The sequence below is a fragment of the Paenibacillus sp. OK076 genome (genome assembly GCF_900110055.1).
Lineage (GTDB): Bacteria > Bacillota > Bacilli > Paenibacillales > Paenibacillaceae > Paenibacillus.
In genome coordinates, this window is record NZ_FOCH01000001.1 from 3,450,094 (window position 1) to 3,476,649 (window position 26,556).

Consider the following 26,556-nt stretch of genomic DNA (forward strand, 5'->3'; position numbering starts at 1 on the left):
CAGGCATTCTCCATTGATACTATTGCACTCGTACCCCGCTTGGAGGTGCACTATTATGGAGGTGTTTGACTTGAGTAATCATCAGCAGCAACAAGTCCAATCGACGGAAAAACTGTTTCAACCTTATACAATTCATCATTTAACCCTGCAGTCACGTATCGTTATGCCCGCAATGGGTCGGGCTTTCTCACCAGATGGTGTGCCAGGCTCCGATGTAGCAGCTTATTATCGCAGACGTGCCGAAAATGGTGTCGGACTTATTATTACCGAAGGTGTAACTATTGACCATCCGGCGGCAACCAGCGAACCACGCGTGCCCCGTTTTCATGGCGAAGAAGCATTAAACGGCTGGGCAGAAGTCGTCAGACAAGTCCATGAAGCCGGGGGCAAGATTTTTCCACAGCTCTGGCATATGGGTATGGCTCGTCCAGCGGGATCACAGCCTTATCCGGAAGTTCCGTCCATTGGGCCGTCCGGTATTGATCTTGAGGGAAACTTGATCGGTGCACCAATGACCGAGGAGGAAATCGCCAACATCATTCAAGCTTTTGTGGACGCAGCAGTTCATGCCAAACGGCTTGGGTTCGACGGCATTGAAATTCAAGGAGCACATGGTTACCTGGTTGACCAATTCTTCTGGGCCAGAACAAATACACGGACAGACCGCTATGGCGGCGATCTAATCAAGCGTACGCAATTCGCTACCGAACTTATTCAAGCCATTCGTACAGCCGTGGGTCCCGATTATCCGATTGCCATCCGTTTGTCGCAGTGGAAAATGAGTGATTATGACATCAAACCGCTGGACACACCGGATAAGCTGGAGCAATTCCTGAATGTGCTGGTAGAGGCCGGCGTCGATATATTCCACTGCTCTACACGACGTTTCTGGGAGCCGGAATTTGATAGTTCGAAACTTGGATTTGCCGGCTGGGTGAAAAAACTGACAGGCAAACCAACGATAGCCGTGGGCTCTGTCGGTCTGGATAATGAATTCACCAGTCTCTATACGGAAGGTAAAGGTGCAGGACATAAGGATTTGGATGATCTTCTTCATCGGTTGGAACAGGAGGAATTTGATCTGGTTGCCGTTGGACGCGCACTACTTGCTGATCCGACGTGGGCCGTGAAAATCCGTGATGGCCGTGTGAATGAAATTCAGGCCTTTTCACCAGAAGCACTTGCTACGTTGCTATAAGAATAATTTCGGTTCAAATTCATATGGTTATCCATTAAATGAGCTATAATTGAACCAAAATACTCGTCATCCATCTAGTTAGGGACAGCGGGTATTTTGGCTTTTTTACATGTTTGAACAAAACAAAGCGAGCAATATCGTCCAAGAAAGTTCCTTCTTTTCATATTATAATGACATTTAACTTACCAGAAAGAAGGTGCAGCAGGTGACTCGCGAAGTGCGAACCGTCGTGTTCGATACCGATTTACAGCTCGAAGCCTATCAATTCGAAGGCATTATGCAGAAATTCCCCAATCATTTTCATGACTATTACGTCATCGGATTTATTGAGCAAGGCAAGCGCCATCTCGTATGTAATAACGAAGAATATATGCTGAACACTGGAGACATGATTATTTTTAATCCGCATGATCCCCATGCCTGCGAACAGGTGGACGGCAGAACTCTGGATTATCGCTGCATCAACATTCAACCTGAGGTCATGCACCAGTATGTACAGGAAATTACAGGACAAGATTACTTGCCCCGATTTACTTCTCCTGTTCTCTACCAAAGCGAACATGTTGGTTCTTTACACGAACTGCATCAGATGATTTTGGAAGAGCAAGCTGACTTTCACAAAGAAGAGCTGCTGCTCTTTCTGCTGGAACAACTGATGAGAGAATATGCGGATGCCGATCCACCCGTTTCTGCCCAGGACGTCACCATCGAGATCAGACGTATATGCGAGTACATAGAGACTCATTATATGGAGAGCATTACGCTGAGCCAGCTGGTCGAGTTAACAGGACTGAGCAAGTATCATCTGTTGCGTTTATTTACCCGTCAAAAAGGGATATCTCCCTACCGCTACCTGGAAACGATTCGCATCAATCAGGCCAAACGTCTATTGGAACAAGGCAATCTCCCAATTGAGGTCGCCGCGCAGACCGGTTTCAGTGACCAGAGTCACTTTACGAATTTTTTCAAAAAGCTGATTGGCTTGACACCCAAGCAATACAGACGCATCTTCAACCATGAAGTGGATTCAAATCGCACAGCGGATGATCTGTCATGACAGGTCAGAACAAACCCTCCACTGGACACCTGCTGGCCTTACTTACGATCCTGATCTGGGGAACAACGTTTATCTCCACTAAGATGCTGCTGATCGATTTCACCCCGGTGGAAATTCTCTTTTTCCGTTTCGTGATTGGCTATGTAGTGCTCTTCCTGATCTATCCACGGTTGATGCGAATTACCTCGCTCCGAGAAGAAATGCTGTTTATCGGTGCTGGAGTATGCGGAGTTACGTTATATTTTCTTATTGAAAATATTGCACTGGTGTACACCCTCGCTTCCAATGTAGGTGTTATTGTTTCAATTGCCCCCTTCTTTACTGCAGTCCTTGCACATTTCTTTCTGGATGGAGAGACATTGCACAAGCGGTTTATTGTAGGCTTCGCCATTGCCTTGACTGGCATTATCCTGATTGGATTCAACGGCAGTTTCATTCTGCAACTAAATCCGCTGGGCGATCTGCTCGCTTTCGTAGCACCTGCTGTGTGGGCGATCTACTCAGTAATCATGCGCAAAATAGGTGAACTTCCCTATCACACCATCGGTGCAACACGCAAAGTATTTTTTTATGGACTATTATTCATGCTGCCGTCTTTGTTCCTGTTCGAATTCCACTTCGATCTTGGGCGCTTCGCCAACATGGCCAACCTCTCGAATTTTCTCTTTCTGGGGCTGGGTGCCTCGGCCTTATGTTTTGTAACCTGGAACCGGGCAGTGAGTCTGCTGGGAGCCGTCAAAACAAGTGTGTACATTTATTTGGTGCCTGTCATAACTGTCGTCGCTTCTGCACTGATTCTACATGAACGGATTACCTGGATAACGCTGCTCGGAGCTCTATTAACGTTGCTCGGGTCATTTATATCAGAGAAGAAAGTACAAAGAAAAGACTACGGTAGTACCTTGCCGAAACTTCAATAGTGCATGGTTCGTCTACCATAACTCAAAAAAGAGGCATTTATCCTGACGGATTAGTGCCTCTCTTCATTTTGCCAAGGACATTGCTTCGATGCCTTTCTCTAATTCAACATGGATAGAAGTTTCTCCAACTCCTGTTTCTCCAGATGTCTCCATTGTCCACGTTCCAGTCCATCCAGCGTAACATTCATAATTCGGATGCGCTCCAGCTTGAGCACTCTGTAACCCAGGGCTTTACACATTCTGCGAATTTGCAGATTAAGCCCCTGAGTCAAAATGATACGAAATACGTTCTCACTATGCTTATATACCTCACACGGCTTCGTCACCACATTCATAATCTCAACCCCCTGCGACATCGCTCGAACGAATTCGTCTGTCACTGGTTTGTCAACGTTCACTACGTATTCCTTGTCGTGATTATGCTCCGAACGCATCATCTTGTTCACAATATCTCCGTCATTGGTCAGAAAAATCAAACCCTCAGATGCCTTATCCAGCCTGCCAATCGCAAAGATACGCGAGGGATAATTCACATACTGAATGATGTTTCCCTCCACCTGTTCTGCTGCGGTGCAGACAATGCCGATGGGTTTATTCAGAGCAAGGTAAACAGGCTCGCGATCATTGAAAGGAATCTCCTGGCCATCAATGAGCACGATATCCTCGGGCTCCACGTCCGCACCTTTTTCACACACTTTACCATTAATCGTGATGCGCCCTGCTGCAATTAATCGGTTCGTTTCCCTGCGGGAGCAATATCCCGTTTCACTTATGTATTTGTTAATTCGCATGCTCCACCACTTCTCATCTGTAATATTGCCACTTGTTCATTAGCGAGCTTATGTTGTCAGTTCATCGGCTTCGTTCAATAGGGTAGTACCTTGTACTGATTTTCATCCCACATCATCTCACTTATAATGAAACGAAGCAAATGAATTGTTATACGGAGGTACATAGGAAACCCAAATTAAACTGAGAAAAGGAGTTAACCATGGACAAAAAGTGTATGAGAGTGCTTAAAAAGTTATATTTACACACCAATGGTGACTATGACAGAGCACGAGAAGTAATGATCTATCAAACGGATACACTAACTGCAGCAGAACAGGAGCTACTAACTGCACAGGGCTGGGTGGCTAATGATCTCGAACTGATCCACCATGATGATATCCTTCAACAACTAATCGCTTTCCAGCAGAATGAACGTCTTTCCTGGTCCACGATTACCCAAGCATTTATTGCAGGGGTCGGGGGCAGTTATCCACGAGGCATATCTACGCTCGCAAGCTACCATATGATGATTCACTCTCAGGCGCATGCTTACGAAGAGACCGAACAATTTCTTGCTTGCAGAGTTTGCGGTTTCAGCCATAGTGATGAGAGCTGGAAGAATCTATCCAGTATCCGATACGCCCTCCACCAGGGTTATGATTACAGTGGGACAAGTGTAGGTGCTTACGCCGATCTGACAGAGTTTGTCACCTTACTTGAGCAAGGACCCATTAAAGCGACTCCCGAGGATATCAGCACATTCAATCAACTGCTTTACATGCTGGATCAAGCTGACGCCGAAGAATCCCCGGGAAAATTTGAGAAACGACTCACTGCAGAGAAATTGGTCAAAGGACACGCCGGGATTCGTCGAAGTATTCTTCAAGCGCTGTCCAGGGTAGGTGTGCTGCCCAATCAGGTTCTCTCCCTAAGTACAGACCATTGGACCAACAACGAGCATATCCTGAACGGTGAGTTGCAGCTTAACAATACCAAAGGCCGCTCTGATATGGAGATGCCTTGGGCCGGCTGGCAAGGTAAACTTGGCGTCGATTGGGACAAAGCGCACAAGCTGTTTGGACACGTGATTCAAGTCAAAGATTAAACGTACCGACCGGTCAGATTTGATGATTGATGTTTGTATAAACAGCTTAATCCAGATAAAAAGGAGTTGCCCATGCACAAAGTTACCCAACTTTTAATTGACCCTGATCATCCGAACCAGAATACTGGCGTATGGATTGGCGGAGAAGTTGCATATGTTACGAATTGGCCGCTTAATGCGGAGGGCCAGCCCTTGTTGCATTTGTTCTCCATCGATTGCAATACACTTTTACAACAGCACCATATCCTTTCTTCTTTACCACCGGATAAGTATATCTCGGTCTTCTCCAGTTATTCCGCTTCAGAATACTTTTTGGATCAGGTAACCTATGCGGGAGATGAGCTGGAGTGGAAGGAAAATATTCTCGCTGGAAGTACATACGTATCCATAACTTCAGAGCCACTGACTTCCGTATGTCCCATTCAATCCATTCCTTTATGCGGAGTAAGATTGACGGAAATGGAGATTGAGGAACAGGATTTCCCTGCCTTTTCATTTTTCTCTTCCATGCTACCTAACGGTGTGAATGGAATTAGCCATTTGTTAGAGGACTATCAATTCGTAGGTCAGATTTATTCCGCGGATTTCCCCGATCCCTATCAGGATATACTGGGACTTTCCGATGCAACCGGATATTTGTTATTACGAACTGGCCCTGCATCTGCTCAGGCTCCCTTGGATGGGATTTTCTTCGTGCAGACTGCTTAGTGGGGACGATTGCTTAAGTTAAATCATATTCGGATTAATGTTCCCGAACGTCAAGAAGTTTCCTGTCTATTACTGACAAGAAACTTTTTTTTGTTTCGACACGAAATCGTTTTAGGCTGAACATTGTGTGAGAAAGATCATTCATTCGTCAAAAGTTAACATTATTTTACAATAAAAAGCATGTACAATTGCATAATTATGGTATAAGTTATATACGAAAGAAACATTATTTACATAATATAAAATTTATATCCATCTTAGGAGGACAACTTATGAGAAGAATTTTCGCTTTAAGCTGCGGTTTTTATCTGTTAATCGGCATAACCAGCGTTGTACTCGGTGCACTTCTACCCGTTTTATTGACACATTACGAGCGTGGTTATAGTGATGGCGGATTTTTGTTGTTTCTGCAGTTCCTCGGTTTTCTTGTCGGGGTGCTTGTTGCTCCTTCCATGACTGCCCGCATCGGCAGAAAATCCATGTTAACCATCGCACTGATCTGTATTGTGGCCGCCTATGCCGTTCTCGGATTTTTGCCATCCTGGACAGTTGTTCTTCTTCTAACCATTATTGTCGGGTTTGGGTCTGGCATCATTGAACCCTCCGTTGGTGCGTTTACGATAGAATTTACGGAAAATCAGAAAGCAGTCGCCATGTCCAAGCTTGATGTGTACTTTGCCCTCGGAGCACTTCTCATTCCGGCAGTCGCTGCCTTATACATTTGGCTGGATCTTTGGCATCTTACGTTTTATACCGTTTCCGCGTTATCCCTTATTCTCATGCTGCTATGGGTAACCATGCCCACCTCCGCCGCTTCTTATCTGAAACAAGCTGGTGAAAATACCGTTGGACATGCAACGGGCAGGGCCCAGTATTCCAGAAAACATCTGGGGCTGCTCACCATTTTCGTCATCTTCTTCTTCGTTTACATGGGTCTGGAGTTAGGCCTGATGAACTTCCTGCCTTCCATCCTGGTCGAACGTTTGCAGTTGCAGGAATCCGTCGCTTCACTCAGCGTATCCATTCTATGGATTGCCATGATTATCGGTCGTCTTTTTTCGGGAAAAATTGCCGAGGCCGTCAACTACATGCCTTTCCTGATTTGGAGTACGGTAGGAACACTTCTGTTCGCCGTTGCCATGGTGTTCGTTACAGGCCAATGGGCAACATATCTGCTAATCTTCGGAACTGGATTGTTCATGTCAGGACTGTTCTGTATCGCACTGGTCTATGCCAACATTCTGATCCCGGGCATGACTGAACGCACAACCAGCATCCTGATTGCCTCAGGCGGCATCGGTGGCGCCATTCTACAGTATGTCACTGGATGGAGCATGAGTACGTGGCCTGTAGTGAACACGGTCTGGATTTTGGCCGGATTTTGTCTGATTCTGCTCCTCACTCTCGTACTCTCTCATCTCTGGAATGTAAGGAACAGCAGCGTAAGTGGAACTCTCGCACATCAGAGTAAAGAGATTTAAACGTTGCATCTTGAGAGGGGTGATGCCTGCGTAATCCGGAATTATTGATCATCGTTCAGGCTAGTACATTACATTTATGGAGGGAATCGTATGCAAACTTTAACCAAAAACCGCTTCAGAACCGGACAAGGGATTAAGTTGATTGACGATGCAGGCGTTGAATATCTGGATGGCGTATCCGGTACATTTAACCTGTCACTGGGCTACAATCACCCGCATGTCGTGAGCAAAATTCAGGAACAAGTCGGCAATCTGACGCATATGTCTTCCTCCTTCACAGAACCGTATGTGGATGAAGTGCTCGATCATCTGATTGAATATGCTCCAAACGACATTAATGCCGGATGGATGCGGGATATTACGGGTTCAACCGCCAATGAATGTGCCACCAAAATTGCACAGAAATACACGCAATCCACAGACATTATCAGCCTGTACCTGTCCCATCATGGGCAGACCCAATTTGCAACCGGGATTTCGGGAAATGCCTTCCGGCGTAAACGTTTCCCCAACTCGGCTGTTGCCAACTCCGTTCATGTACCTGCACCATACTGCTATCGTTGCCCATTCAAATCTTCAAACAGAGACTGCGGATATCAATGCGTTGAAGCTATCTCCGATGCTATAGAATATGCGAGCTCCGGCTCAGTCGCCTGCATGATTATTGAACCAATCCTCGGCAATGGCGGCAATATCATTCCTCCTGCAGGATATTTCAAGCGCCTGCGTAAACTGTGTGATGAGTACAACATCATTCTTATTGCCGACGAAGTGCAGACCGGAATCGGACGTACTGGATATATGTTCGCCAGCGAACTGTTCGATATCCAGCCAGACATGATTACCCTTGCCAAAGGTCTCGGCGGAATCGGTGTACCTGTTGCTGCGGTATTGATGCAGTCCCGATTGAATGTACTGGAAAAGCATGAACATTCCTTCACCTCAGGAAGCAATCTGATCTCCGTAACTGCTGCCAAATCTACCCTGGAGGTTGTATCCGAACCTGGATTCCTGGATGACGTGAAACGCAAAGGTGAAATTTTAGGTGGATTACTGCAAGATTTGGCCATGAAATATCCAAGCATCGGTGAAGCTCGCGGAGTCGGGCTGATGTGGGGATTAGAAATGGTGGGTGACAATAATGAACCGGATACGGATAAAACCAACGCCATTATTGACCGTGCCTTCACGGATGAGCATCTGATTTTAAGAGGGTCACGTTACGGCTTCGGGAACGTAGTTAAGGTCAGACCATCGCTAACCACAACAGAAGATGAGCTGGTTGAAATTGTAGAGCGACTCGATTCGGTGCTTGCCAGCGTCCATTAAAACATTTCAATGCCATTGCTCGTAGTGGTCGTTTCGGTTACGAATCGTTCTTCTGATCGCTGTTATCCCCGGATTTTTTTGATTTCCCTTTTCCAAGGGAAAAATCCGTTGATAAAGGCGAACGCTCCGCTTCTCCAGAATCGATTTCGTCCCCTTCACTACTTTCGTATCTTGTCAGAAACTGTTTTTAAAATGAATCGCTATAGTTACATTTCATACTATAACAAGGAGGTTTTCACATGTTAGCATTGGTATACAAATCGGCCTGGGATGTAGTGCTTGAAGAACGACCTGTTCCGGAAATCGCAAGAGACAATCAGGTATTGGTTCGAATCCGGGCAACAGGTGTGTGCGGTACCGACCTCGGAATTGTCAGTGGTAAATATCATGCGGTCCCTTCGGTCATTCTTGGTCATGAGTCTGCCGGGGAAGTCATTGCCGTGGGCACCGCTGTAACGACACTGCAACCGGGCGACCGGGTTGTCATCGATCCTACCTATTATTGCGGGCAATGCGACATGTGCAGAACAGGCAGACAAAATCACTGCACACATAAATCGGTTACAGAGACAGGTGTGAGCGCTGACGGTACATTTACGGATTATTATGTAACCGAGGATCGCTTTTTGTATAAATTGAAGGACCATGTGAGTTACGAGGAAGCGACGCTGACCGAACCTCTGAGCTGCATGCTTACAGGTATTAATCAGATCCATCTGCTGCCGAATTTTAGAACCATTATCCTCGGTGCGGGCCCGATTGGCATTCTTTACAGCTATGCCCTCGCTTCCAAAGGTGTCACTGGCTGTCTCGTCGACATCTCGGAAGAACGTCTGGCTATTGCAGGTTCGATTGCACCGGACCGATGGGAGGTTCATTCATCCTTTGAAAATGCGATAGAATCACTGGCACCCACAACCAATCAGGTTGATATGATTGTGGATACGACAGGTGTCGTGGGTACACAAGTGCTTTCGCAACTCGCCAGCGGCGGTTATCTCATGCTGGTCGGTCTGAGAGATGGAAACACTTCGTTCAATCCCAAGGAAGTTGTGGACCGCAGTCTGAAAATCATTGGCTCCATCGACTCCCTGGGCACATTCGCAACAGCACATTACATGATTGAGCAACAGATTATCCCGGCTAAAAAAATTATCACCCACTCGTTCCCGTTGGAGGATTACGAAGAAGCATTCCGCACGCTTGGCTGCGATATTCAGGGGCGTACACTTCAAGCTTCTTCACATGCGATCAAAGTGGTGCTGCAATCCAGCGGTTCCAGTATCTAATGTAGCAAGTTCATCATAATTGAGATAAATTAGAGATAATTGCTTACAGAATCCTGGAGGAGGAATACAACATATGGTAGCAAACAAGGAGTTTGAAGGGCTGGGAGAGTCGAAGGATGACAGCATTCAGGCGGTCATTTTTGACATGGATGGCGTACTGATTGACAGCGAACCGATTTATTTCGAGATTGAACGCAGCTCTTTTGCCCATTTCGGCGCGAAGATGACGGAGGAAGAACATCACACCTATGTTGGAGTCACGCTGGAATCGATGTGGCGGCAAGTATTGGACAAGCACCAGTTGACGGCTACCGTGGAAGAAGCCCTCGCCTACCATCAACATAATGTGATGCAGACGATGCTGGCTCACCCGAAGCTAACAGCCATGCCTTCCGTTGAACGCTGGTTAAGCTGGCTGCATGAGCAGCACATTCCGATAGCCGTTGCTTCTTCATCTCCACGTGCACTGATCGACCTGATCATGGACAAGACCGGACTTGGAAAATACTTTGAGGTCCGAATGACAGGTGAGGAAGTTACAAACGGCAAACCGGCTCCGGATATTTTCCTGACTACAGCTGAAATGATTGGAGCATCCCCTTCGAACTGTCTCGTCATTGAGGATTCGCGCAATGGAGTTCAGGCCGCCAAAAGTGCAGGTATGCGCTGCATCGGATACCGTAATCCGGGATCAGGTGACCAGGACTTATCCAAAGCCGATCTTCAGATTTCCAGTTACGATGAGTTATGGACGCTGAAAGAGACACTTCCGTTGAAAGGCAGATCGCCAAGCTTGTATGAAATCATCTAAAACGAAAATAAACAACCCAAACGGCTTCAATTCCTTGGAATTGAAGCCGTTTGGGTTCTGCTTGCTGCAAATTTAACGCGAGAACGAAAACTCAAATATCGTCTAGACCGAAATATCCAGACTTCCACCCAGCTTGGGATGAGGAGCAGGAACCGACTTTAACATTTCTGTTAGCTGCTGACCTTGCTGCTCTGCCATGTCTTTCGACATGGACATGACTTGCAAGCTCGCCGACTGTGCCACTGAGACTTGACTCATAGCCATTGATAATGCTGCAATATCCATGTTCTGCACTCCTTTCGTTTTCTGGTCTATAGGCATACCTATTTTATATCGGTCAGATGTGATAAAATATGTAATCCTCTCCTTCATATTCATCAGCTTAACATTCACTCTAACCCAAATATTTCAATACCCCATCCGTTTCTTTGGCTCTTAGGGTTACTTTGGCTAATAACTGTTCGGGTTGCTGAAAATCCTCTTTGATCTCTGCCATCAATTCTTTTACCATCTCTTCCAGTTGGGCTAATGTTGTTTCTTTAGGTAAAATACGAGTTCTTGCGATCTCATATTTACGAACAGAATCATCGTACGATGGTACGGTTTCCTGACCGAATGCACTAACTTCCAGCTCCACTTTTATTCCTTCCGACATGGGTTTCACCTCTTCCACTTGTTTGAGACTGATCAGGACTCAATCAATCCATATTTCACAAAACTGTGGTATAAACCATCTTCTTCAATAGTTCCAGTTATATCATCAGCAATGGCTTTGAGACCTGGCTTGGCATTACCCATCGCAATCCCTACAGCACAATACTCCAGCATCTCGGCATCATTCATGCCGTCCCCAATGGCGAGTGTATCTTCACGTGACATATCCAGATGCTCCAACAGATCCGCTATAGCAATGGCTTTATGAATGCCCGGGATCATCAGTTCACCGCTTCCTTCTCCGAAGATGGGCACCGTGCACTGAATGACTTCGAATTTGCCTTCGAACTCCTGCTTGATTCGATCGAATGGAATCGTAGAGCTTTCCAGAAAACAAACTTTGTTCACGTCGTCCTTGTATAAATCGGCTTCACCATACGTCAAACCGGCAATAAACGGATGCGGCTTTTGTTCTTTTTTCGCTCTGGCATTGGGATCATTCTCCACATCACCATAGATACGACGTTCCAAGTGAGGTTGAAGATTGGCGCTGGCGTACAAGGCCGAATTGGATTCCAGGTAGAAGTCAATCTGGTGTTCATTGAAGAAATCCACCATATGCCGTACATCTTCTGCCGTTACCCTTTTGTGATACAGCACATCCTGACCGAATTCAACATATCCACCACCGGCACCGATCAGACCGTCAAATCCTACATCCCATATAGAATCGTAGATTTCCGCCTTCGATCGTCCTGTACATAAATAAAGCAAATGTCCATTTTCACGTGCTTGTTTGCACGCCTGTTGTGCAGACAACGGAATATTACCGTCATCATCTACCAATGTGCCATCAATATCTATAAAAACAATCTTTCGATTCGTTGTACTCATCTCGTATCCCCCATTAAAGTAATCCAAGCGCATCACGCTATCTTCCCTTCGGTATCCACAGTTCGTACATCAAAGTAATCATAGTCATAATCACTTATTTTGCAGCAATTTGTCCATATGCACCGTCTGCCAATCATCGTCCTGCTCCACTACAACCACATATCCCTGACGTTTCCAGAAATCCACGGCTCCAGGCAAAAAGCGATGTGTATGCAAATACAACGTTGTATAGTGCAGTTCTGCCACCACGTTCTCCAGTTCTCTTACGAGGAGTGAACCGATACCGTATCTGCGATATTTAGAATCCACATAACATTTCACAATTTCGGCAGCAGACTGCTCAGGATATCGTCCATTCAGAACTTCGATACGCCCATTATAAGGCAGGATGCCAATGGAACCCACAATCTCTTTGTCTTCGGTGACAGCAACCAGAAATATAGCATCGGCTGCATCCAGATAACGTTCTTTGAATTGCTCCAGATCTACAGGTAATTTCCCATGATCCAGCATTGGAAATACTTCTTTGCGAACACGCATGGCAAAATCAATTGCATCATTCATTTGGTGTTCCTGAATAGCTATCACTCTCGGTGTGGCCTGAAGGTGTGTCATAAAATCCACATTCCTTATCTTTAGTTTCGAGCCCCTTTTCAGCTCCGTATACGAATCCAACTAAGCGCAAGTTCGCTCTCTGTTTACAATTCTACCGAAATAAACTCTTCCTATCAATCTATCTAAACGACTAACCAAAATAAAAGAAAGCCCGCGCGATTTGATAGGGATTGCATACGATAAGGCGTGTCATCAATCAAAATTCGAGGGAGGAGAACATATGTGGTTATCGCTAGGAATCTCTGCTGCAGCTCTGCTGGCCATTGGGTTCGTATATCGTTATGTGGAAGATAAACTTGCAGCCAAAAAGTTTCATCCCCACGCACCCAAGCAGCTGTTAATCAAGTTCAAGGAAGGTACGACATCCGACGAGATGTACACTCTGCATAAAAAAGCAAAATGTAACGTAGCCGAAACGTATGAAGATCTGGGCTGGTATCGCATTGAATCAAGAAAGAAAATGCAGCGTATGTTGAAGCACTACAAGGACCATGTGCTCATCGAGCACGCTGAACCGAACTACTACCTACAGGCATCATTTACGCCAAATGACCCGTTTTTTCCTTACCAGTACAATCTACCAAAAATCAATGCTCCTGCTGCCTGGGATATTTCCCAGAGTAACAGCTCGGTGAAAATCGCGATCATTGACACTGGCGTGCAGTTAAACCACCCTGAGCTTGCTGGCAAGCTCCTTCCCGGATACGATTACGTTAATTATGATAGTATTCCCGAAGATGGTAACGGGCACGGCACCCATGTAGCTGGAATTGCAGCTTCTATAACCAATAATGGAGTTGGCATTGCTGGTGTGGCACCGCTCGCTTCGATTGTCCCGCTACGAGTGTTGGACAACAATGGACAAGGTACAACGGGCAACGTCGGAAACGGACTTGTTTACGCGGCCAACAACGGTATTCAAGTCGTTAACCTGAGTCTCGGTGGGCCAACGGGAGAAGCTTTCCTTCAAGCTGCCGTGCAATATGCATGGGATCGGGGCGCTGTCATCATCGCGGCAGCAGGTAATGATAATACTTCGTATCCGATTGTACCTGCATCTTATCCCAACGTCATTGCGGTAGCTTCAACCAATCCTTCCGATCTCAAATCGAATTTCTCAAACTATGGATCGTGGGTAGATATGGCTGCACCGGGTGATAGCATTTTGTCCACATACCTGGGCGGCTCCTATGCTTATCTAAGCGGAACGTCCATGGCGGCTCCCCATGTAGCGGGAGTGGCTGCATTACTGGCTGCTCAAGGGAAAACCAATGCCCAGATTCGCGATGCCCTATGCTTCGCATCCGATCCCGTATCCGGCTCCGGTGTCTACTGGACGTATGGGCGACTGAATGCCTATCAGAGTCTGCAAGTGCCATAACATTTACATTCACTCATAATGGCATGGATGATCGCCATACCATTTCTCACGAATAAAGAAACCAAAAAAAACCATGGTGCTTCTATTGAAGCTCCATGGTTTAAATAAGTTTAATTGGTTCTACACTTTTGCTGCCCAAATTTCGATTTCAATTTTAATTTCTGGTAAACCTAATTCCGTAATATATCCAATTGTCATCGCAGGATAATCATGACTGAATAATTGTCCCCACTCAGCGTATAAGAAATCCCAATCGATTTTCTCCGTTGCCCATATGTTAACTTTGATAATATGTTCGGCATCTAAATGCTCGGATTCGAGTACTGTTTTAATATTATTGAATGTATTCGTGACTTGTTCATTCAGACTTTCTGGAAAGTGTCCGCTACGATCTGCTCCAATTTGACCCGACGTCACGAACAACTCTGCATTCCTCGGAATTCTTGTAATATGCGTGTACTGTCCTACAGGAGCTGGCATATTAGCTGGATTTTTTCTAGTAATTTTGTCGATTTTCATGTTGATTACCTCGTCATTCTTAAGATTTTTCTGCGTTATTCCCTAGTTTTCTTCCTAATTTGGGCGCACTTCTCCCTTGGAATAGATTCTAGAAAAAGACAGCAGTGGAGTATCCATATCCCGTAGATATAAATGCAAGTGATTTTTTCTTCATGATTGGATGCTCCTCCCTTCTTAAGTGACAAGATTCTCTTGATCTCTTGATTATATATGTGAAACAAATCATGAGTCAAATTCATCCCTATAAGCAAAGAGCAATCCCGCGTCAACGAGACTGCTCTTCGTATACTCAAAAGGGACTACACCTGGAGTTAAAAATATTGCGCTCCATTATTGGCAATAACCTCTTTATACCAATGGAAACTTTTCTTTTTCACTCTGCGAAGTGTGCCGCTTCCGTCATTGTTCCGGTCTACATAAATGTAACCGTATCGCTTTTTCATCTCCCCGGTACCCGCACTGACCAGATCAATCGGTCCCCAGCTCGTGTAACCCAAAAGCTCAACCCCGTCCTGAATGGCTTCAGCCATCTCGGCAAAATGACGATTCAGATAGTCGATACGATAATCGTCTTCAACGGTATCATCCTCCAGCAACACATCCGTTGCGCCAAGTCCATTTTCCACAATAAACAATGGTTTACCATAACGGTCATACAGCTGGTTGCAGGTAATTCGAAGACCCTTCGGATCAATCGTCCAGCCCCATTCGGAAGCTTGAAGATACGGATTTTTCACTGAACCAAACACATTACCTTCGGTCGAATCCTTCAAAATCTCTGGATCGGTACTTGTACAGCGACTGGCGTAATAACTGAATCCAATATAGTCAACTGTATTCTGCATGAGAATATCTGCATCTTCCGGCTGCATATCAATGACGATCTCGTGTTCTCTGAAGAAACGCTTCGTATACCCAGGATACGCTCCTTTGGACTGAACATCGATAAAAAAGAACGACTCCCGATCCTGCTCCATGGCTTTCCATACATCGTCTGGATTGGAAGTGTACGGATAAACCATGCCCGCTGCTAGCATGCAGCCAATCTGTGCACCTGGAATGATCTCATGACAGGCCTTTACAGCCAGAGCACTCGCAACCAATTCATGATGCGCTGCCTGATAGAGAACCTGCTCTTTATTCTCACCTTCCTGAAGAACAATACCAGCTCCAATGTACGGAAGATGCAGCAGCATATTGATTTCATTAAACGTCATCCAGTATTTGACCTTGTCCTTGTAACGATTAAACAAAGTCTTTGCATAAGTCTCAAAGAAACCAATCATCTTACGGTTCTTCCAACCGCCATATGTTTCGACCAGATGCACAGGGACATCAAAGTGACAGATGGTGACCACAGGTTCAATATTGTATTTCAACAATTCGTCGAAGACATCATCGTAAAACTGCAATCCTGCCTCATTCGGCTCAGCGTCATCACCATTAGGGAAAATCCGTGCCCAGGCAATGGACATTCTGAAGCACTTGAATCCCATTTCCGCGAATAGCGCAATGTCTTCTTTATACCGATGGTAAAAATCAATCGCTTCATGCGAAGGATAAAACTCTCCATCTTTCGGCTCATATGAATCGAGATTACCCAAAGCAATAGGGAAGCGATTAGCCCCTGTGGGGATCAGGTCGACTGTAGTTAACCCTTTGCCACTTTCAAGATAGGCTCCTTCAAGCTGATTCGCTGCCGTTGCTCCTCCCCAGAGAAAATTCTCCGGGAAGGCTGTTAATTTTTCATACATTCACATCTGCCTCCTATCCATAATGAACGTTTAATTAACCGAGCACTGTGATCAATTTATCTTTCTCTTTCACAGATGCATCTTTCGTGCCCACTACATCCAGATAATTGGACGTGTTCGTAATAATAATCGGTGTAACTGTCTCATACCCGGCATCCTTGATCGCTTGCAGATCAAATTCCATAATCAGATCGCCCACATTAACACGGTCGCCATCTTTTACATGAGCTGTGAAATGCTGACCTTTCAATTGCACGGTATCCTGTCCGATATGAATCAGCATCTCAACACCATCATCCGTTACAAGTCCAATAGCGTGTTTGGTGCGATATACCGTTTGTACAACTCCCGTGATTGGAGATACAACTCTGCCGCTGGTTGGACGAATCGCAATCCCTTTACCCATATGCTCTCCTGCAAAGGTAACATCATTGATCTCTTTCAGTTCAACCACTTCACCAGCCATTGGGCTGAAAATTTCATATCTGTTGTTCGGGTTTGGATCGAGTACCGGGGCTGGAGCTGGTGTAGCCGCTTTGTCCACCGGATCTTTGAAACCAACAACATACGTCAAGATGAAACCAAGGATGAATGCAATAATGGTTGCTGCAACCGTCCAGAAGAATACGGAATTCATACCCTCTGTAGGACTTACATAGCTCGGATAACCGAAGATTCCAAGACCACCAATTATATAACCTTTAGTTCCGGCAAAACCAAGGATACCACCACCAATACCACCAGCAATACAGCTCATGATAAACGGTTTTTTCAGTGGCAATGTTACGCCGTAAATCGCTGGTTCAGTGACACCGAAAATACCAGATATAAACGCAGGTGCACCGAGTGTTTTTATTTTTTGACTTTTCGTTTTCAGAATAACCGCAAGCACTGCACCGATTTGAGCAAAGGAAGCTGCAAATGACAATGCCAGAATCGAATCATAACCAAGCGTTGCAAGGTTAACGAATGCCAATGGAACGAGTCCCCAGTGGAGTCCAAACAAGACGAATACTTGCCACAAACCGCCGATTACAAGTCCTGTAAGTAAAGGGCTCAGTCCGTAAATCGAAGATGTAAATGCACCTAACAGTTGACCCGCCCATGTCGCAACCGGCCCAATTACCAAGAACGTAAGTGGTACAATAACTAGTAAAGTACAAAATGGAACTAGGAAATTGCTGACTACTTTAGGCATAACCTTTTTGAAGAAACGTTCGATTTTGACCGCAAAGAACGTTGCTAAGATAATCGGAATAACGGATGAAGCATAATCCATTAAAATAACCGGTATACCTAGAAACTCGATCCGAATCGGTGATTCGAACAGTGTGCCTGCAAATAAAGTGTACAACGGTTCTCCAGCACGAATTCCTGCAAGTGTTGGATAGACTAATGATGCACCAATGGCCATACCTAGGAATGGACTTCCACCGAATTTTTTAATAGCTGTGTATCCAAGGAAGATCGGGAAGAAGTAGAATAAACAATCCCCAATGGCATTTAATAATGCATACGTACCAGCAGTATTGTCTACCCAACCCAAGGACACGAACATAGCAGTGAAACCTTTAATCATTCCCGTCGCTGCGAGTAATCCAAGCACTGGAGTAAATACACCAGAAATCATATCTACAAAGCGGTTAAACAAACTGCCTTTTGGACCTGAATCTGAATCTGTCTCATCTACTTGACCTTCAGCAGACAAGTTACCTGCCTTTACTACGGCTTTATATACATCCGGCACTTCATTGCCGATTACGACCTGATACTGTCCACCACTCTGCATAACGGTAATGACACCCGGCAGATTTTTAAGTTCTTCCGTTTTAGCAACGCTTTCATCTTTGAGTTTAAAACGCAATCTGGTTACGCAATGGAATACACTGTTTACGTTTTTAGCTCCACCTACACCAGACAAAATGTCTTTGGCCAGTTGATCGTAGTTCATAGTAATTCTCCCTCTCTAAGTAGACTCCCGATGCTTGTGAAACAAAGAAAACCTGAACTACTGAACATACACAACGTACCGAAAAATCCGGAAACAAGTCGTGATATTCAGCAATTCAGGTTTTGCCCTTAACGGTTGCAACCCTGTAAGGCTGTACACAGCGATATTCAGTTGTTACACTAACAACTTCATCTTAAAGTAAGTTGCAACCCATCTTTACGGACCAGAGTGGTCGGAAGTATCGGAATTGCCTGATTGAACAGTTACAATCCGATTGATGTATGCGCTTACTTTATGGATTCATAATATAATAACTTCTGAACTATTGCAAGCGTTTTTTTAAGAATCTTTATTTTGTAATATCGTTACTCAGATGTGGCATGTACCACACGCTCAATATGAATGGTTAAATACATCATTTCTTCGTTAGTCAGTTGATACGTGTAGTTGTTTTCAATGAATTTTCGAATTTTCTCCGAGCACTTGTGCGCTTCTGGATACTTTTTCTGAATCATCTCGAATAACTCATCGTCGTTGTTACTCTTGTAATGCTTGCCTTTTACCAGCCGTTGAGCGAAAAACTTCAGATGGGTCACAAATCGATAATAATTCAGTGAGTTCTCGTCAAAGTCCATCTTGAAATGATATTTGATGATCGTCAAAATCTCCTGCATGACCTGAGTCATGCTTCGGATGTTAGGCATCTCTTCGTTTAGTGCCGCATTCACAAAATGAAGCGCCATGAACCCTGCCTCATCTTCCGGCAACAATATACCAAACTGATCACAAATCATATTTAGCGCTTCCAGCCCTACCTCATATTCATCCTTGTAGAGCTGCTTGGTCTCCCACAGCAGTCCATTACGGATAGGCAGATTATTACGATAACGTTCGATGGCAAAATGAATATGATCCGTCAGATGCAGGTAGATGCTCTCGTTTAGCTTTTTCCCAAGCTTCAGCTTGGCATAGGCAATAATCTCCTCAGACACTTTCATGTATTCCAGTGGTATGCTCGCGATTAATGCCTTGAAATTTTCCTGAATATTTTCATTCTGTAAAGTAAATATCTTATCAATATGCTGCTCGGACACCTCATCACCGGCTCGCTTCTGAAAAGCAATTCCCCGGCCAATGACAATGACTTCACGTTCGTCTTTCATCGCAACTACAGCATTATTGTTTAACACCTTCTCGATCTTCACTTTATCCACTCCAATATACAGAAAAAGGCAAACCGTACCTTCTACGAGGTCACTGGCCTTGCCCATTTCACATCAATGTTAACTATATGTGCGTTCATGGTATTACATTTTTCTACATTGTGCAACATAAAAATCGATGATGCTTTACCCCTAACAACCATTTTTTGAATGTCTAAATGGAACTGTTTAGTCGCTTTGTATTTTTTTCTGTTTGCGCATATCGAATCTGCATCTATTTACCTTCCCTCACAAACCACGCCCTTAGCATGACGTTTTATCCAGTGAATTATACTTACACAGAGAGCATTAGATCGATAATTTCAATACCTGCCTGCACCAGATCTGTGTCAGACAGCCTACTACTCACCTTCCACTTCGTCCACTTATAAACCAAAATTAATAAGTACGTTTATGAACATTTTAGCGTCATTCCAGATTAAAAGCGCTTGCACTTATTCGCTATTTTTTTGATTATCCGCCTCTTAAAATCCTGCTGAATTCCGATCATAAATAAACAAAAAAAGCCCTCCCTAGAGGAGGACTTAATGTGTCCGAATGATGAAAAATGGCATACAAAAAAAATTAATTATTATTATTTTGTCACGATTTGCTCACTTTTTTCGCAGACATATATCATCTCAAGACTATCATCAGTCAACGGCGTAACATGCCAATCCTTTTCCCTTTTCGTGTAGTGTTTGATCATGATTTATTCTTTTTGCTTTCCTTCTCCAGCTCTGCTTCAATTCTTCGATTAATGATCTTCAACTGATCCGAGTCCAAGTGATCCATATCGGTTAACTGTTTATCGATCTGGTACTCTTCCGCTTCACCTTTGTGCATCAGTCCTAGATGATGCTTAATGGAACGAATATCCTCGCGCATACTCATGGTCTGACGATAATTGTCTGCAACAAGTGCAAATATAATAGCACCTACCAAAATCGTACCATATGGGAACAGAAGACACAGAACAAATCCTACTATTAGAGCCAAAATGAGATACATACTTTATTCGCCTCCCCTTATAATTACAGTTTGAATCGTTCTTGGATTAGCTGCGCCACGTCTTTCGGGCTCTTATTGGTGTTATTAATCCGAATATAATGCTCATGCGTAATTTCTCCGGGCTCTGAGTTCAACCGATATTTCTCCATACTCGAAAGCAGGTCCTGCTCAGACCATTCGATATTACGCTTCGTTGCTTTGTGCAGCAGCCGATGTGGACTCTTGTTACGCTCCACTCGTTCGGTCGGATCAGCCTCCAGTTCAACATAATATACCTCTGCACCTCTGGACTCGAACAACGCACTGACTTTGCGTATGTACTCCCAATCCTCTTTTATATCGAATGCCCACACAAATGTAAAAATCAAACCGGGCAGCTCACTCTTCGCCACTTCTTCAAAAATCTCCTGACGGAACAGATTAACAAGTCTCTTTCCTTGAGGTGTACCATAACTGAAATAAGGTGACACCAGTTCAATCGTCATATGATTGTGAAACAATTTCAGATCGGTGATCTTCTCCAATTCCTGACCCACCGTCATTTTCCCCACAGCCTGTGGACCAAAAATAATGATAAACTTCATCCCATCACTCCTGACATCAACGATATGTATACCATTACTTGAATTTTCTGGACATTAGTCCATAATAACGCCTCTTGGACAAATAAAAAAGAGATTTCAAGTCATCCACTGAAAATTACAGGGCTTGAAATCTCTCTTTTCGGCTTCACTTTATATTCATCATTTCACAGTCTACCCAACGTTAACGTCCGATCAGAACCCATCCCCACTTCATTCTTCTAAGTCCCATGGCAATCATCCATGAGAGCAGAATTGCCACAACATAAGACAGCATAATGCCCAGGCTGAAGTGTGGAGCGAGTTCCACGGAAAGCTCTCTTCTCCAGAACAAAAGCACTAATGGGTGTATTAAAAATACACCAAACGCCACCGTACCCAAAGAGTTCAGAATGCGAGTTGTCCGATTAGATCCATTCTGGTTCCATGCACCTATTCGTTCACATACGATCAGTAAGAGTAAGCAGGCTGAGAGGGTAAACAGATTACGGAATAGAAATAGCAGCGTATAGGTTAGCGCCGGAGTTGCGGCGAAAGCCGTTTTTATATAAGTATTGCCGTAAATAAAGACTGCTCCTCCGCTCAACAATGCAGCAATCAGCACATAACGGTACGAGAACAATTTCTTCAATGCCGCATCGAAGTTCAACCCAATCCAAGCACCGAATCCAATAACAATCAGGTAACTGGGCAGCAAACTCCCCATCCGTGAGAAATGAAACTGCAAATGCAGTGCGTAAAAAACAGCCTGCGCCGCAATAAAGAACAACGGTAAATATCGATTAAATAAACGGTAACGTGTTAACGAAAGAAGCAGTGGAAAAACCACATAAAATTGCAAAATAATCAGAAAAAAATATAAATGCGTATGTGCAGTACCCGTTAACAATTGCTCCGAGAACTGCTTCACATGTGCCAGAGGCTCTTTGCCTGCTAGCCATTGTTTGACGATAAAATAAATGAGTGACCAGGCCAGATAAGGCACAAAAACATAAAATAATCGCTTTTTATAAAAAGCGGGCATCCAGCCCTTTTCCTTCATCTTGGAGCTGTAATTATAAAACAACACCAATGAGGACAAGAACAAAAATGCAGGTACGGCGAATTGCAGAAAGCTGTTCCAAAAATAATAAAAGTTATGATCCAACGTGTGCTTGGGATAATGTGCAACGGCTGTTGAAGTCGCATGAATGGCGACCACTGCCATAATTGCAAAAGCACGATAGAGATCCAGATACTCAATACGCCGGGGCCGATTAACCGGTTGATTCATAGTAAAACCTCACTTATGCCTGATAGGATGATAGTTTCCGGCCGCAATCCAGATTCTAAGCTTTATTTTAATCAGCAAACGTTAGTAATACAATCATAATCTATATTATTTTCGTTAAATCACACCAATTTTCAGCATTATTCGACATTAGCTATTTACCTATCCAGAACCGCTCAACGATATTTCCGTCAGGCTCTACATAGTCTTGGTCCTGAATGCCCCCGTTACGAAGAATAACTCTTCTGGATGCCTCATTATGGGCGTTACATACGACTAATACTTTGGTAATTCCGAGATGTTTGGTAATTTCCAAGGAAAGCTTGAGGATCTCCGCACCGTATCCATTCTGTCGCTCGCCTGGACGAATTCCATAACCAATATGCCCTCCGCTATGGAACAGCTTCTCATTCAATTCATGTCGTATATTTACGGCTCCAACAACTCGCTCACTCTCCGTCACGAGCCAGTATGTACTGTCTCTGACCCAGCCTTCCGGGATATCGATGCCTTGTTCGCTGCGTTCCAAAAAAGCTAACATCTCTTCATAAGGATAAGGCTCTTTCGTAATGACCCACGGTACCATTGATTCTCCGCTTGCAACCCAATCTTCATAAAATGCTACATACGCTTCTTTGTATTCAGCTGAAGGTTTAACCAGTCTGACTTTTTCTTTGCTCATTCTGCATACGTCCTCCTTACTCATATTGATATTGCTATGCTCCTTCACCCTAATATATTAATTCACAGTCGTGATGCTCCCAGACGTCGAACAGATTACCGTCCAGATCCTCAAAAGTAAAAAACTTTCCGTATATGCCCTCATCACTAACTTTCCCAACACGGACATGACCAGCAGTGAGTTCAGTATGGAGTTTAACGATATCGTCTGTAAAAAAGGTGATCACCCATCTCTTTTTCTGCTTCACTTGGAATACGCCTCTGGAATCATGATCACTTTCAATCAGATCGAGAATCGGTCTATTGTCTCTAAAAAGGCTGATATAGCCTTCTCTTGGCTGTCTAATATTAAATCCAAAATGGTTCACAAACCAAGCGGCGGACTGTTCAACATTGGATACAGGAATGACATTGTATGCAATACCTAATATTTTTCCAGTCGTCAAATATAGCCTTCTCCCTTCATTGCATCATTAATTTTTGAGCCTCGTATCGAAATGCTGAAAAGTGTCTCTTTCCAAGTAAAAAAAGAGAACCTGCGTGTGCAGATCCTCTACTCGGGTCCAGCTTTCACTATTATATTAGTTCACGATCCTGTTGGCAGATTCCTCTAATACACCCAGTTATACTGACTCCACCTGTTGTGCGTGGACTTCCTGATCCGCTTCAAGTACCTTGTATGTGAATTGGTAGCTTCCTGAGCCCAGAGCAATTCGTACATCTGATCCCTGCGTTAGAATTTCATGAATGTCCGCTACTTGATCCAAAGCTTTTCCGTTCTCCACAACCGTCTGCACATCTGCTCCAGGAAGAAGGACCGTGCCCTTCGTATTGGCAGGAATGGTCACATGTACCTGCATCTCGTTATTATCGCGGCGATACCAGTTGGATGTGACAGAACCGTACATGGTCTTGAAGCTCGCTTCCACCCACTCCAGTCCAGGTCCTGGTTTGGGTTCAATGTGTACGATGCGGAACCCTGGCTCATGCTCATCTGTGTTAATTCCGGCAACATAACGATATAACCACTCCCCTATGGCGCCGTAAGCATAATGGTTGAACGAATTCATGTCTGCACTCCACAGACTGCCATCCTCCCTGATTCCGTCCCAATGCTCCCAAACCGTAGTCGCACCTTGTGTCACTTGATATAACCAGGATGGATAGTCTTCCTGAAAGAGCAGCGTATAGGCCAGATCATGATGCCCCGTATCACTCAATACCGGATTCAGATAAGGTGTTCCAACAAAACCGGTGGTCAAGTGGTTTCCTGCATCCGCAACCAGTTTTCCCAATTGATCAATGGTCCGTTTCCGAGCTGTAGAATCCAATAGGTCAAAATGCAAAGCAAGCACATGCGCGGTCTGTGTGGGGACTGCAAGTTTGCCCGCAGGTGTCACAAATTCATTTTGAAATGCAGCAACAATGTTGTCATGCAGCTTATCATAATAAGTTACATCTTCTGTATGCCCCAACACCTCAGCAGCCTTCCGTGTTAGAGAAACCGAATAAGCATAGAATGCAGTTGCTACGAAATCCTTATCTGTAGCTCCAATATAGCTGTCCGGCTTGGAATCCAGCCCGAGCCAATCCCCAAAGTGGAAACCAGTATTCCACAAGTAAGGATTCTCTCCTTGAGCATGAATGTAATTAATCCAGCGCTTCATGCTGTCATATTGCTCGGCCAACAGCCTGACATCCCCGTACATCTCGTAGATCGTCCATGGACAGATCACTGCGGCATCCCCCCAGGCAGCGGAAGAATGATTCGTATCCCCCCATCCGTCTGACGTCGAGCTCCTCAAATCAGGAACATAGAAAGGAATGCCTCCATCCTCTCCCTGATCGGACTGCAGATCCCTCAGCCATTTGGTGAAAAAAGGCGCTGTGTTCATCAGATATGAGGATGTGCGTATAAACATCTGTGCGTCTCCCGTCCAGCCCAGCCGCTCATCCCGCTGCGGACAATCTGTCGGTACGTCAAGGAAATTCCCTTTTTGCCCCCACAATATATTGTGATGAAGCTGATTCACGAGTGAACTGGAACTTTTAAAATCACCGGTTCGCTCCATATTGGAATGCAGCACTACACCGGTGAAATCCTCGAGCCGAATCTCGTCCGGGAATCCAATCAACTTCACATAACGGAATCCCTGAAATGTGAAACGTGGCTCGTACGTCTCTACTGCACCGCCTTTTAGGGTATAACGAATGCACTGCGTTGCCCCACGCAGGTTTTCAGTGTAGAAATTACCCTTATGATCCAATATCTCGGCATGTAGCAACTCAACGGTGTGCCCCGTTTCACCCTGAATGCTGAATCTTACCCAACCGACCATATTCTGTCCCATATCCAGCACACGCTCTCCCAGTGGAGTTGTAAGCAAAGCAATCGGTTTAATTTGCTCTATTGGCGTTACGGGAACGTTCTCTTGTGCAATAATAATCTCCTTCGAGTAATCCAGCACACGTACTGGCGACCATTGGACTGAGGATGAATCCTGCCATTCAGATTCCATACGTGCATCATACGTTTCGCCCATATAAATGTCCGAGCTGCGAATGGCGCTGGGGGAAGTCTTCCAGTTTCGATCCGAAATAATACGTTCTTCTGAACCATCGGTATAATGAATATGAAGTTCCAGCAGCAAGCCTGCGTTCGTACCGTATATCTTCTGCTTTTTCTCCCATCCCAAATGTCCTTTGTACCAGCCATCTCCCAGATAAGCACCGAGTATATTCTGTCCATTCTGAAGCTGATCGGTAACATCATAGACCTGATACTGCAATCGCTTACTATAACTGGTCCAGCCGGGGGTGAAGTATGCTTCACCCACTCTCTGGTTATTCAGATGAAGTTCATACAATCCAAGTGCTGTCACATAAATTCTTGCCGATGTTACAGGCTTTATCAGTTCAAACAAGGTACGCAGTCGTGGGCAAGACTCATCCTGCTGAGAGGAAGGATCGACTGTGATCCACTCCGCCTGCCAGGCATCTTCCCTACCCATGAATCCCGTCTCGAAATACGCTGTCTCCGACCAGTCTGATTCATCTCCTGCACGATCCCAGGCACGAATGTGATAATAGTAACGGGTTCGTGCTTCGGGCACCCATTGATCCAGTTCAACATGAATGGACTGATCAGAGCTTTTTTTGCCAGAATCCCATTCCATCTGAGCAAAATCTTCCGTCCGTGACAACTGAATTTGATAATCTGACTGTACACAATTTCTGTGATCGGATTGCAAATGCCAGCTTAATCTGGGCGACGTGATATCTAGTCCAATCGGATTTATTCTATACTCACAACGCAGATGACTTACGGTCAACATCAGAGAAACATCCCTTTCCATCGTGGTTTCCTATTCAAG

General features: G+C 44.8%; 25 protein-coding genes. 10 read left to right on the forward strand and 15 right to left on the reverse strand.

The genetic code is table 11. The features are described 5' to 3' along the window. Window positions 1-70 precede the first annotated feature (70 nt). The 3 genes from BMY78_RS15235 to BMY78_RS15245 all read left to right on the forward strand — a co-directional run bounded on the left by BMY78_RS15235 (window position 71) and on the right by BMY78_RS15245 (window position 3,175). On the forward strand, window positions 71-1,198 hold the full coding sequence (locus BMY78_RS15235) for an NADH:flavin oxidoreductase (protein ID WP_256222146.1): 1,128 nt from the start codon (window positions 71-73) through the stop codon (window positions 1,196-1,198). Between the two features lie 205 nt (window positions 1,199-1,403). Beyond that, on the forward strand, window positions 1,404-2,255 hold the full coding sequence (locus BMY78_RS15240) for an AraC family ligand binding domain-containing protein (RefSeq protein ID WP_090900182.1): 852 nt from the start codon (window positions 1,404-1,406) through the stop codon (window positions 2,253-2,255). Then, the gene (locus BMY78_RS15245) at window positions 2,252-3,175 is read left to right on the forward strand and encodes a DMT family transporter (protein WP_090900184.1); all 924 of its coding nucleotides are present in this window, start codon (window positions 2,252-2,254) and stop codon (window positions 3,173-3,175) included. The genes BMY78_RS15240 and BMY78_RS15245 overlap by 4 nt, the downstream gene beginning before the upstream one ends. A gap of 98 nt (window positions 3,176-3,273) precedes the next feature. Here BMY78_RS15245 and BMY78_RS15250 read toward each other — a convergent pair whose 3' ends face one another. Next, window positions 3,274-3,966: a pseudouridine synthase gene (locus tag BMY78_RS15250; RefSeq protein ID WP_090900187.1), complete on the reverse strand. Its 693-nt coding sequence runs from the start codon at window positions 3,964-3,966 to the stop codon at window positions 3,274-3,276. Window positions 3,967-4,166: 200 nt separating this feature from the next. Here BMY78_RS15250 and BMY78_RS15255 point away from each other — a divergent pair, with 200 nt between their 5' ends. The 6 genes from BMY78_RS15255 to BMY78_RS15280 all read left to right on the forward strand — a co-directional run bounded on the left by BMY78_RS15255 (window position 4,167) and on the right by BMY78_RS15280 (window position 10,669). Then, entirely contained in the window at window positions 4,167-5,051 is an 885-nt protein-coding gene (locus tag BMY78_RS15255; RefSeq protein ID WP_090900190.1) for a hypothetical protein, read from the forward strand. A 72-nt stretch (window positions 5,052-5,123) separates the two neighbouring features. Next, window positions 5,124-5,759: a hypothetical protein gene (locus BMY78_RS15260; protein ID WP_090900193.1), complete on the forward strand. Its 636-nt coding sequence runs from the start codon at window positions 5,124-5,126 to the stop codon at window positions 5,757-5,759. 272 nt (window positions 5,760-6,031) lie between these two features. After that, window positions 6,032-7,240: an MFS transporter gene (locus BMY78_RS15265; RefSeq protein ID WP_090900196.1), complete on the forward strand. Its 1,209-nt coding sequence runs from the start codon at window positions 6,032-6,034 to the stop codon at window positions 7,238-7,240. A 90-nt stretch (window positions 7,241-7,330) separates the two neighbouring features. Further along, window positions 7,331-8,569: an aspartate aminotransferase family protein gene (locus tag BMY78_RS15270; protein WP_090900198.1), complete on the forward strand. Its 1,239-nt coding sequence runs from the start codon at window positions 7,331-7,333 to the stop codon at window positions 8,567-8,569. A 239-nt stretch (window positions 8,570-8,808) separates the two neighbouring features. Then, complete coding sequence (locus BMY78_RS15275; protein WP_090900201.1) at window positions 8,809-9,858, forward strand: zinc-dependent alcohol dehydrogenase; 1,050 nt, start codon at window positions 8,809-8,811, stop codon at window positions 9,856-9,858. A gap of 73 nt (window positions 9,859-9,931) precedes the next feature. After that, window positions 9,932-10,669, forward strand: a complete 738-nt coding sequence (locus BMY78_RS15280) for an HAD family hydrolase (RefSeq protein WP_090900204.1) — start codon at window positions 9,932-9,934, stop codon at window positions 10,667-10,669. A 102-nt stretch (window positions 10,670-10,771) separates the two neighbouring features. Here BMY78_RS15280 and BMY78_RS15285 read toward each other — a convergent pair whose 3' ends face one another. From BMY78_RS15285 to BMY78_RS15300, 4 genes are all read right to left on the reverse strand, one after another. Next, window positions 10,772-10,954 carry a YjfB family protein gene (locus tag BMY78_RS15285; RefSeq protein WP_090900209.1) on the reverse strand — a complete coding sequence of 61 codons (183 nt, stop codon included), beginning with the start codon at window positions 10,952-10,954 and terminating at the stop codon, window positions 10,772-10,774. Between the two features lie 109 nt (window positions 10,955-11,063). Further along, window positions 11,064-11,324, reverse strand: coding sequence for a hypothetical protein (locus tag BMY78_RS15290; RefSeq protein WP_090900212.1), 261 nt, complete (start codon window positions 11,322-11,324; stop codon window positions 11,064-11,066). A gap of 32 nt (window positions 11,325-11,356) precedes the next feature. Beyond that, entirely contained in the window at window positions 11,357-12,217 is an 861-nt protein-coding gene (locus tag BMY78_RS15295) for a Cof-type HAD-IIB family hydrolase (RefSeq protein ID WP_090902481.1), read from the reverse strand. A gap of 90 nt (window positions 12,218-12,307) precedes the next feature. After that, window positions 12,308-12,832 (reverse strand): GNAT family N-acetyltransferase, encoded by a 525-nt coding sequence (locus BMY78_RS15300; protein WP_090900215.1) that lies wholly within the window; start codon window positions 12,830-12,832, stop codon window positions 12,308-12,310. A 220-nt stretch (window positions 12,833-13,052) separates the two neighbouring features. Between BMY78_RS15300 and BMY78_RS15305 the strand changes: the two genes are divergently transcribed. Further along, window positions 13,053-14,213: a S8 family peptidase gene (locus BMY78_RS15305; protein WP_090900218.1), complete on the forward strand. Its 1,161-nt coding sequence runs from the start codon at window positions 13,053-13,055 to the stop codon at window positions 14,211-14,213. Window positions 14,214-14,333: 120 nt separating this feature from the next. Here BMY78_RS15305 and BMY78_RS15310 read toward each other — a convergent pair whose 3' ends face one another. The 10 genes from BMY78_RS15310 to BMY78_RS15355 form a co-directional block, all read right to left on the reverse strand. Further along, on the reverse strand, window positions 14,334-14,732 hold the full coding sequence (locus BMY78_RS15310) for a RidA family protein (protein WP_090900221.1): 399 nt from the start codon (window positions 14,730-14,732) through the stop codon (window positions 14,334-14,336). A gap of 311 nt (window positions 14,733-15,043) precedes the next feature. Then, complete coding sequence (locus tag BMY78_RS15315; RefSeq protein ID WP_090900224.1) at window positions 15,044-16,486, reverse strand: 6-phospho-beta-glucosidase; 1,443 nt, start codon at window positions 16,484-16,486, stop codon at window positions 15,044-15,046. A 34-nt stretch (window positions 16,487-16,520) separates the two neighbouring features. Next, window positions 16,521-18,437 (reverse strand): beta-glucoside-specific PTS transporter subunit IIABC, encoded by a 1,917-nt coding sequence (locus BMY78_RS15320; RefSeq protein WP_090900227.1) that lies wholly within the window; start codon window positions 18,435-18,437, stop codon window positions 16,521-16,523. A 365-nt stretch (window positions 18,438-18,802) separates the two neighbouring features. Next, window positions 18,803-19,642, reverse strand: coding sequence for a BglG family transcription antiterminator LicT (gene licT / locus BMY78_RS15325; RefSeq protein ID WP_090900230.1), 840 nt, complete (start codon window positions 19,640-19,642; stop codon window positions 18,803-18,805). Window positions 19,643-20,344: 702 nt separating this feature from the next. Continuing rightward, a complete protein-coding gene (locus BMY78_RS15330) occupies window positions 20,345-20,650 on the reverse strand; it encodes a DUF456 domain-containing protein (protein WP_090900233.1) in 306 nt (101 codons plus the stop codon). Between the two features lie 23 nt (window positions 20,651-20,673). Next, window positions 20,674-21,234, reverse strand: coding sequence for a DEAD/DEAH box helicase family protein (locus BMY78_RS15335; RefSeq protein WP_090900236.1), 561 nt, complete (start codon window positions 21,232-21,234; stop codon window positions 20,674-20,676). Window positions 21,235-21,415: 181 nt separating this feature from the next. Further along, window positions 21,416-22,504, reverse strand: a complete 1,089-nt coding sequence (locus tag BMY78_RS15340; RefSeq protein ID WP_090900239.1) for an acyltransferase — start codon at window positions 22,502-22,504, stop codon at window positions 21,416-21,418. Between the two features lie 151 nt (window positions 22,505-22,655). Continuing rightward, window positions 22,656-23,183 (reverse strand): GNAT family N-acetyltransferase, encoded by a 528-nt coding sequence (locus tag BMY78_RS15345; protein ID WP_090900242.1) that lies wholly within the window; start codon window positions 23,181-23,183, stop codon window positions 22,656-22,658. A 49-nt stretch (window positions 23,184-23,232) separates the two neighbouring features. Continuing rightward, a complete protein-coding gene (locus BMY78_RS15350) occupies window positions 23,233-23,628 on the reverse strand; it encodes a VOC family protein (RefSeq protein ID WP_090900245.1) in 396 nt (131 codons plus the stop codon). 177 nt (window positions 23,629-23,805) lie between these two features. Next, a complete protein-coding gene (locus BMY78_RS15355) occupies window positions 23,806-26,517 on the reverse strand; it encodes an alpha-L-rhamnosidase (RefSeq protein ID WP_090900248.1) in 2,712 nt (903 codons plus the stop codon). Window positions 26,518-26,556: the final 39 nt, after the last annotated feature.

Bases quoted from the DNA above. Each gene is read 5' to 3' on its own strand.
- BMY78_RS15260 (WP_090900193.1), top strand. From the start codon at position 5,124: ATGCACAAAGTTACCCAACTTTTAATTGACCCTGATCATCCGAACCAG.
- BMY78_RS15330 (WP_090900233.1), bottom strand. From the start codon at position 20,650: ATGTATCTCATTTTGGCTCTAATAGTAGGATTTGTTCTGTGTCTTCTG.
- BMY78_RS15335 (WP_090900236.1), bottom strand. From the start codon at position 21,234: ATGAAGTTTATCATTATTTTTGGTCCACAGGCTGTGGGGAAAATGACG.
- BMY78_RS15245 (WP_090900184.1), top strand. From the start codon at position 2,252: ATGACAGGTCAGAACAAACCCTCCACTGGACACCTGCTGGCCTTACTT.
- BMY78_RS15285 (WP_090900209.1), bottom strand. From the start codon at position 10,954: ATGGATATTGCAGCATTATCAATGGCTATGAGTCAAGTCTCAGTGGCA.
- BMY78_RS15305 (WP_090900218.1), top strand. From the start codon at position 13,053: ATGTGGTTATCGCTAGGAATCTCTGCTGCAGCTCTGCTGGCCATTGGG.
- BMY78_RS15295 (WP_090902481.1), bottom strand. From the start codon at position 12,217: ATGAGTACAACGAATCGAAAGATTGTTTTTATAGATATTGATGGCACA.
- BMY78_RS15300 (WP_090900215.1), bottom strand. From the start codon at position 12,832: ATGACACACCTTCAGGCCACACCGAGAGTGATAGCTATTCAGGAACAC.
- BMY78_RS15340 (WP_090900239.1), bottom strand. From the start codon at position 22,504: ATGAATCAACCGGTTAATCGGCCCCGGCGTATTGAGTATCTGGATCTC.
- BMY78_RS15275 (WP_090900201.1), top strand. From the start codon at position 8,809: ATGTTAGCATTGGTATACAAATCGGCCTGGGATGTAGTGCTTGAAGAA.
- BMY78_RS15355 (WP_090900248.1), bottom strand. From the start codon at position 26,517: ATGTTGACCGTAAGTCATCTGCGTTGTGAGTATAGAATAAATCCGATT.
- BMY78_RS15270 (WP_090900198.1), top strand. From the start codon at position 7,331: ATGCAAACTTTAACCAAAAACCGCTTCAGAACCGGACAAGGGATTAAG.
- BMY78_RS15290 (WP_090900212.1), bottom strand. From the start codon at position 11,324: ATGTCGGAAGGAATAAAAGTGGAGCTGGAAGTTAGTGCATTCGGTCAG.
- BMY78_RS15315 (WP_090900224.1), bottom strand. From the start codon at position 16,486: ATGTATGAAAAATTAACAGCCTTCCCGGAGAATTTTCTCTGGGGAGGA.
- BMY78_RS15280 (WP_090900204.1), top strand. From the start codon at position 9,932: ATGGTAGCAAACAAGGAGTTTGAAGGGCTGGGAGAGTCGAAGGATGAC.
- BMY78_RS15320 (WP_090900227.1), bottom strand. From the start codon at position 18,437: ATGAACTACGATCAACTGGCCAAAGACATTTTGTCTGGTGTAGGTGGA.
- BMY78_RS15250 (WP_090900187.1), bottom strand. From the start codon at position 3,966: ATGCGAATTAACAAATACATAAGTGAAACGGGATATTGCTCCCGCAGG.
- BMY78_RS15310 (WP_090900221.1), bottom strand. From the start codon at position 14,732: ATGAAAATCGACAAAATTACTAGAAAAAATCCAGCTAATATGCCAGCT.
- BMY78_RS15265 (WP_090900196.1), top strand. From the start codon at position 6,032: ATGAGAAGAATTTTCGCTTTAAGCTGCGGTTTTTATCTGTTAATCGGC.
- BMY78_RS15345 (WP_090900242.1), bottom strand. From the start codon at position 23,183: ATGAGCAAAGAAAAAGTCAGACTGGTTAAACCTTCAGCTGAATACAAA.
- BMY78_RS15255 (WP_090900190.1), top strand. From the start codon at position 4,167: ATGGACAAAAAGTGTATGAGAGTGCTTAAAAAGTTATATTTACACACC.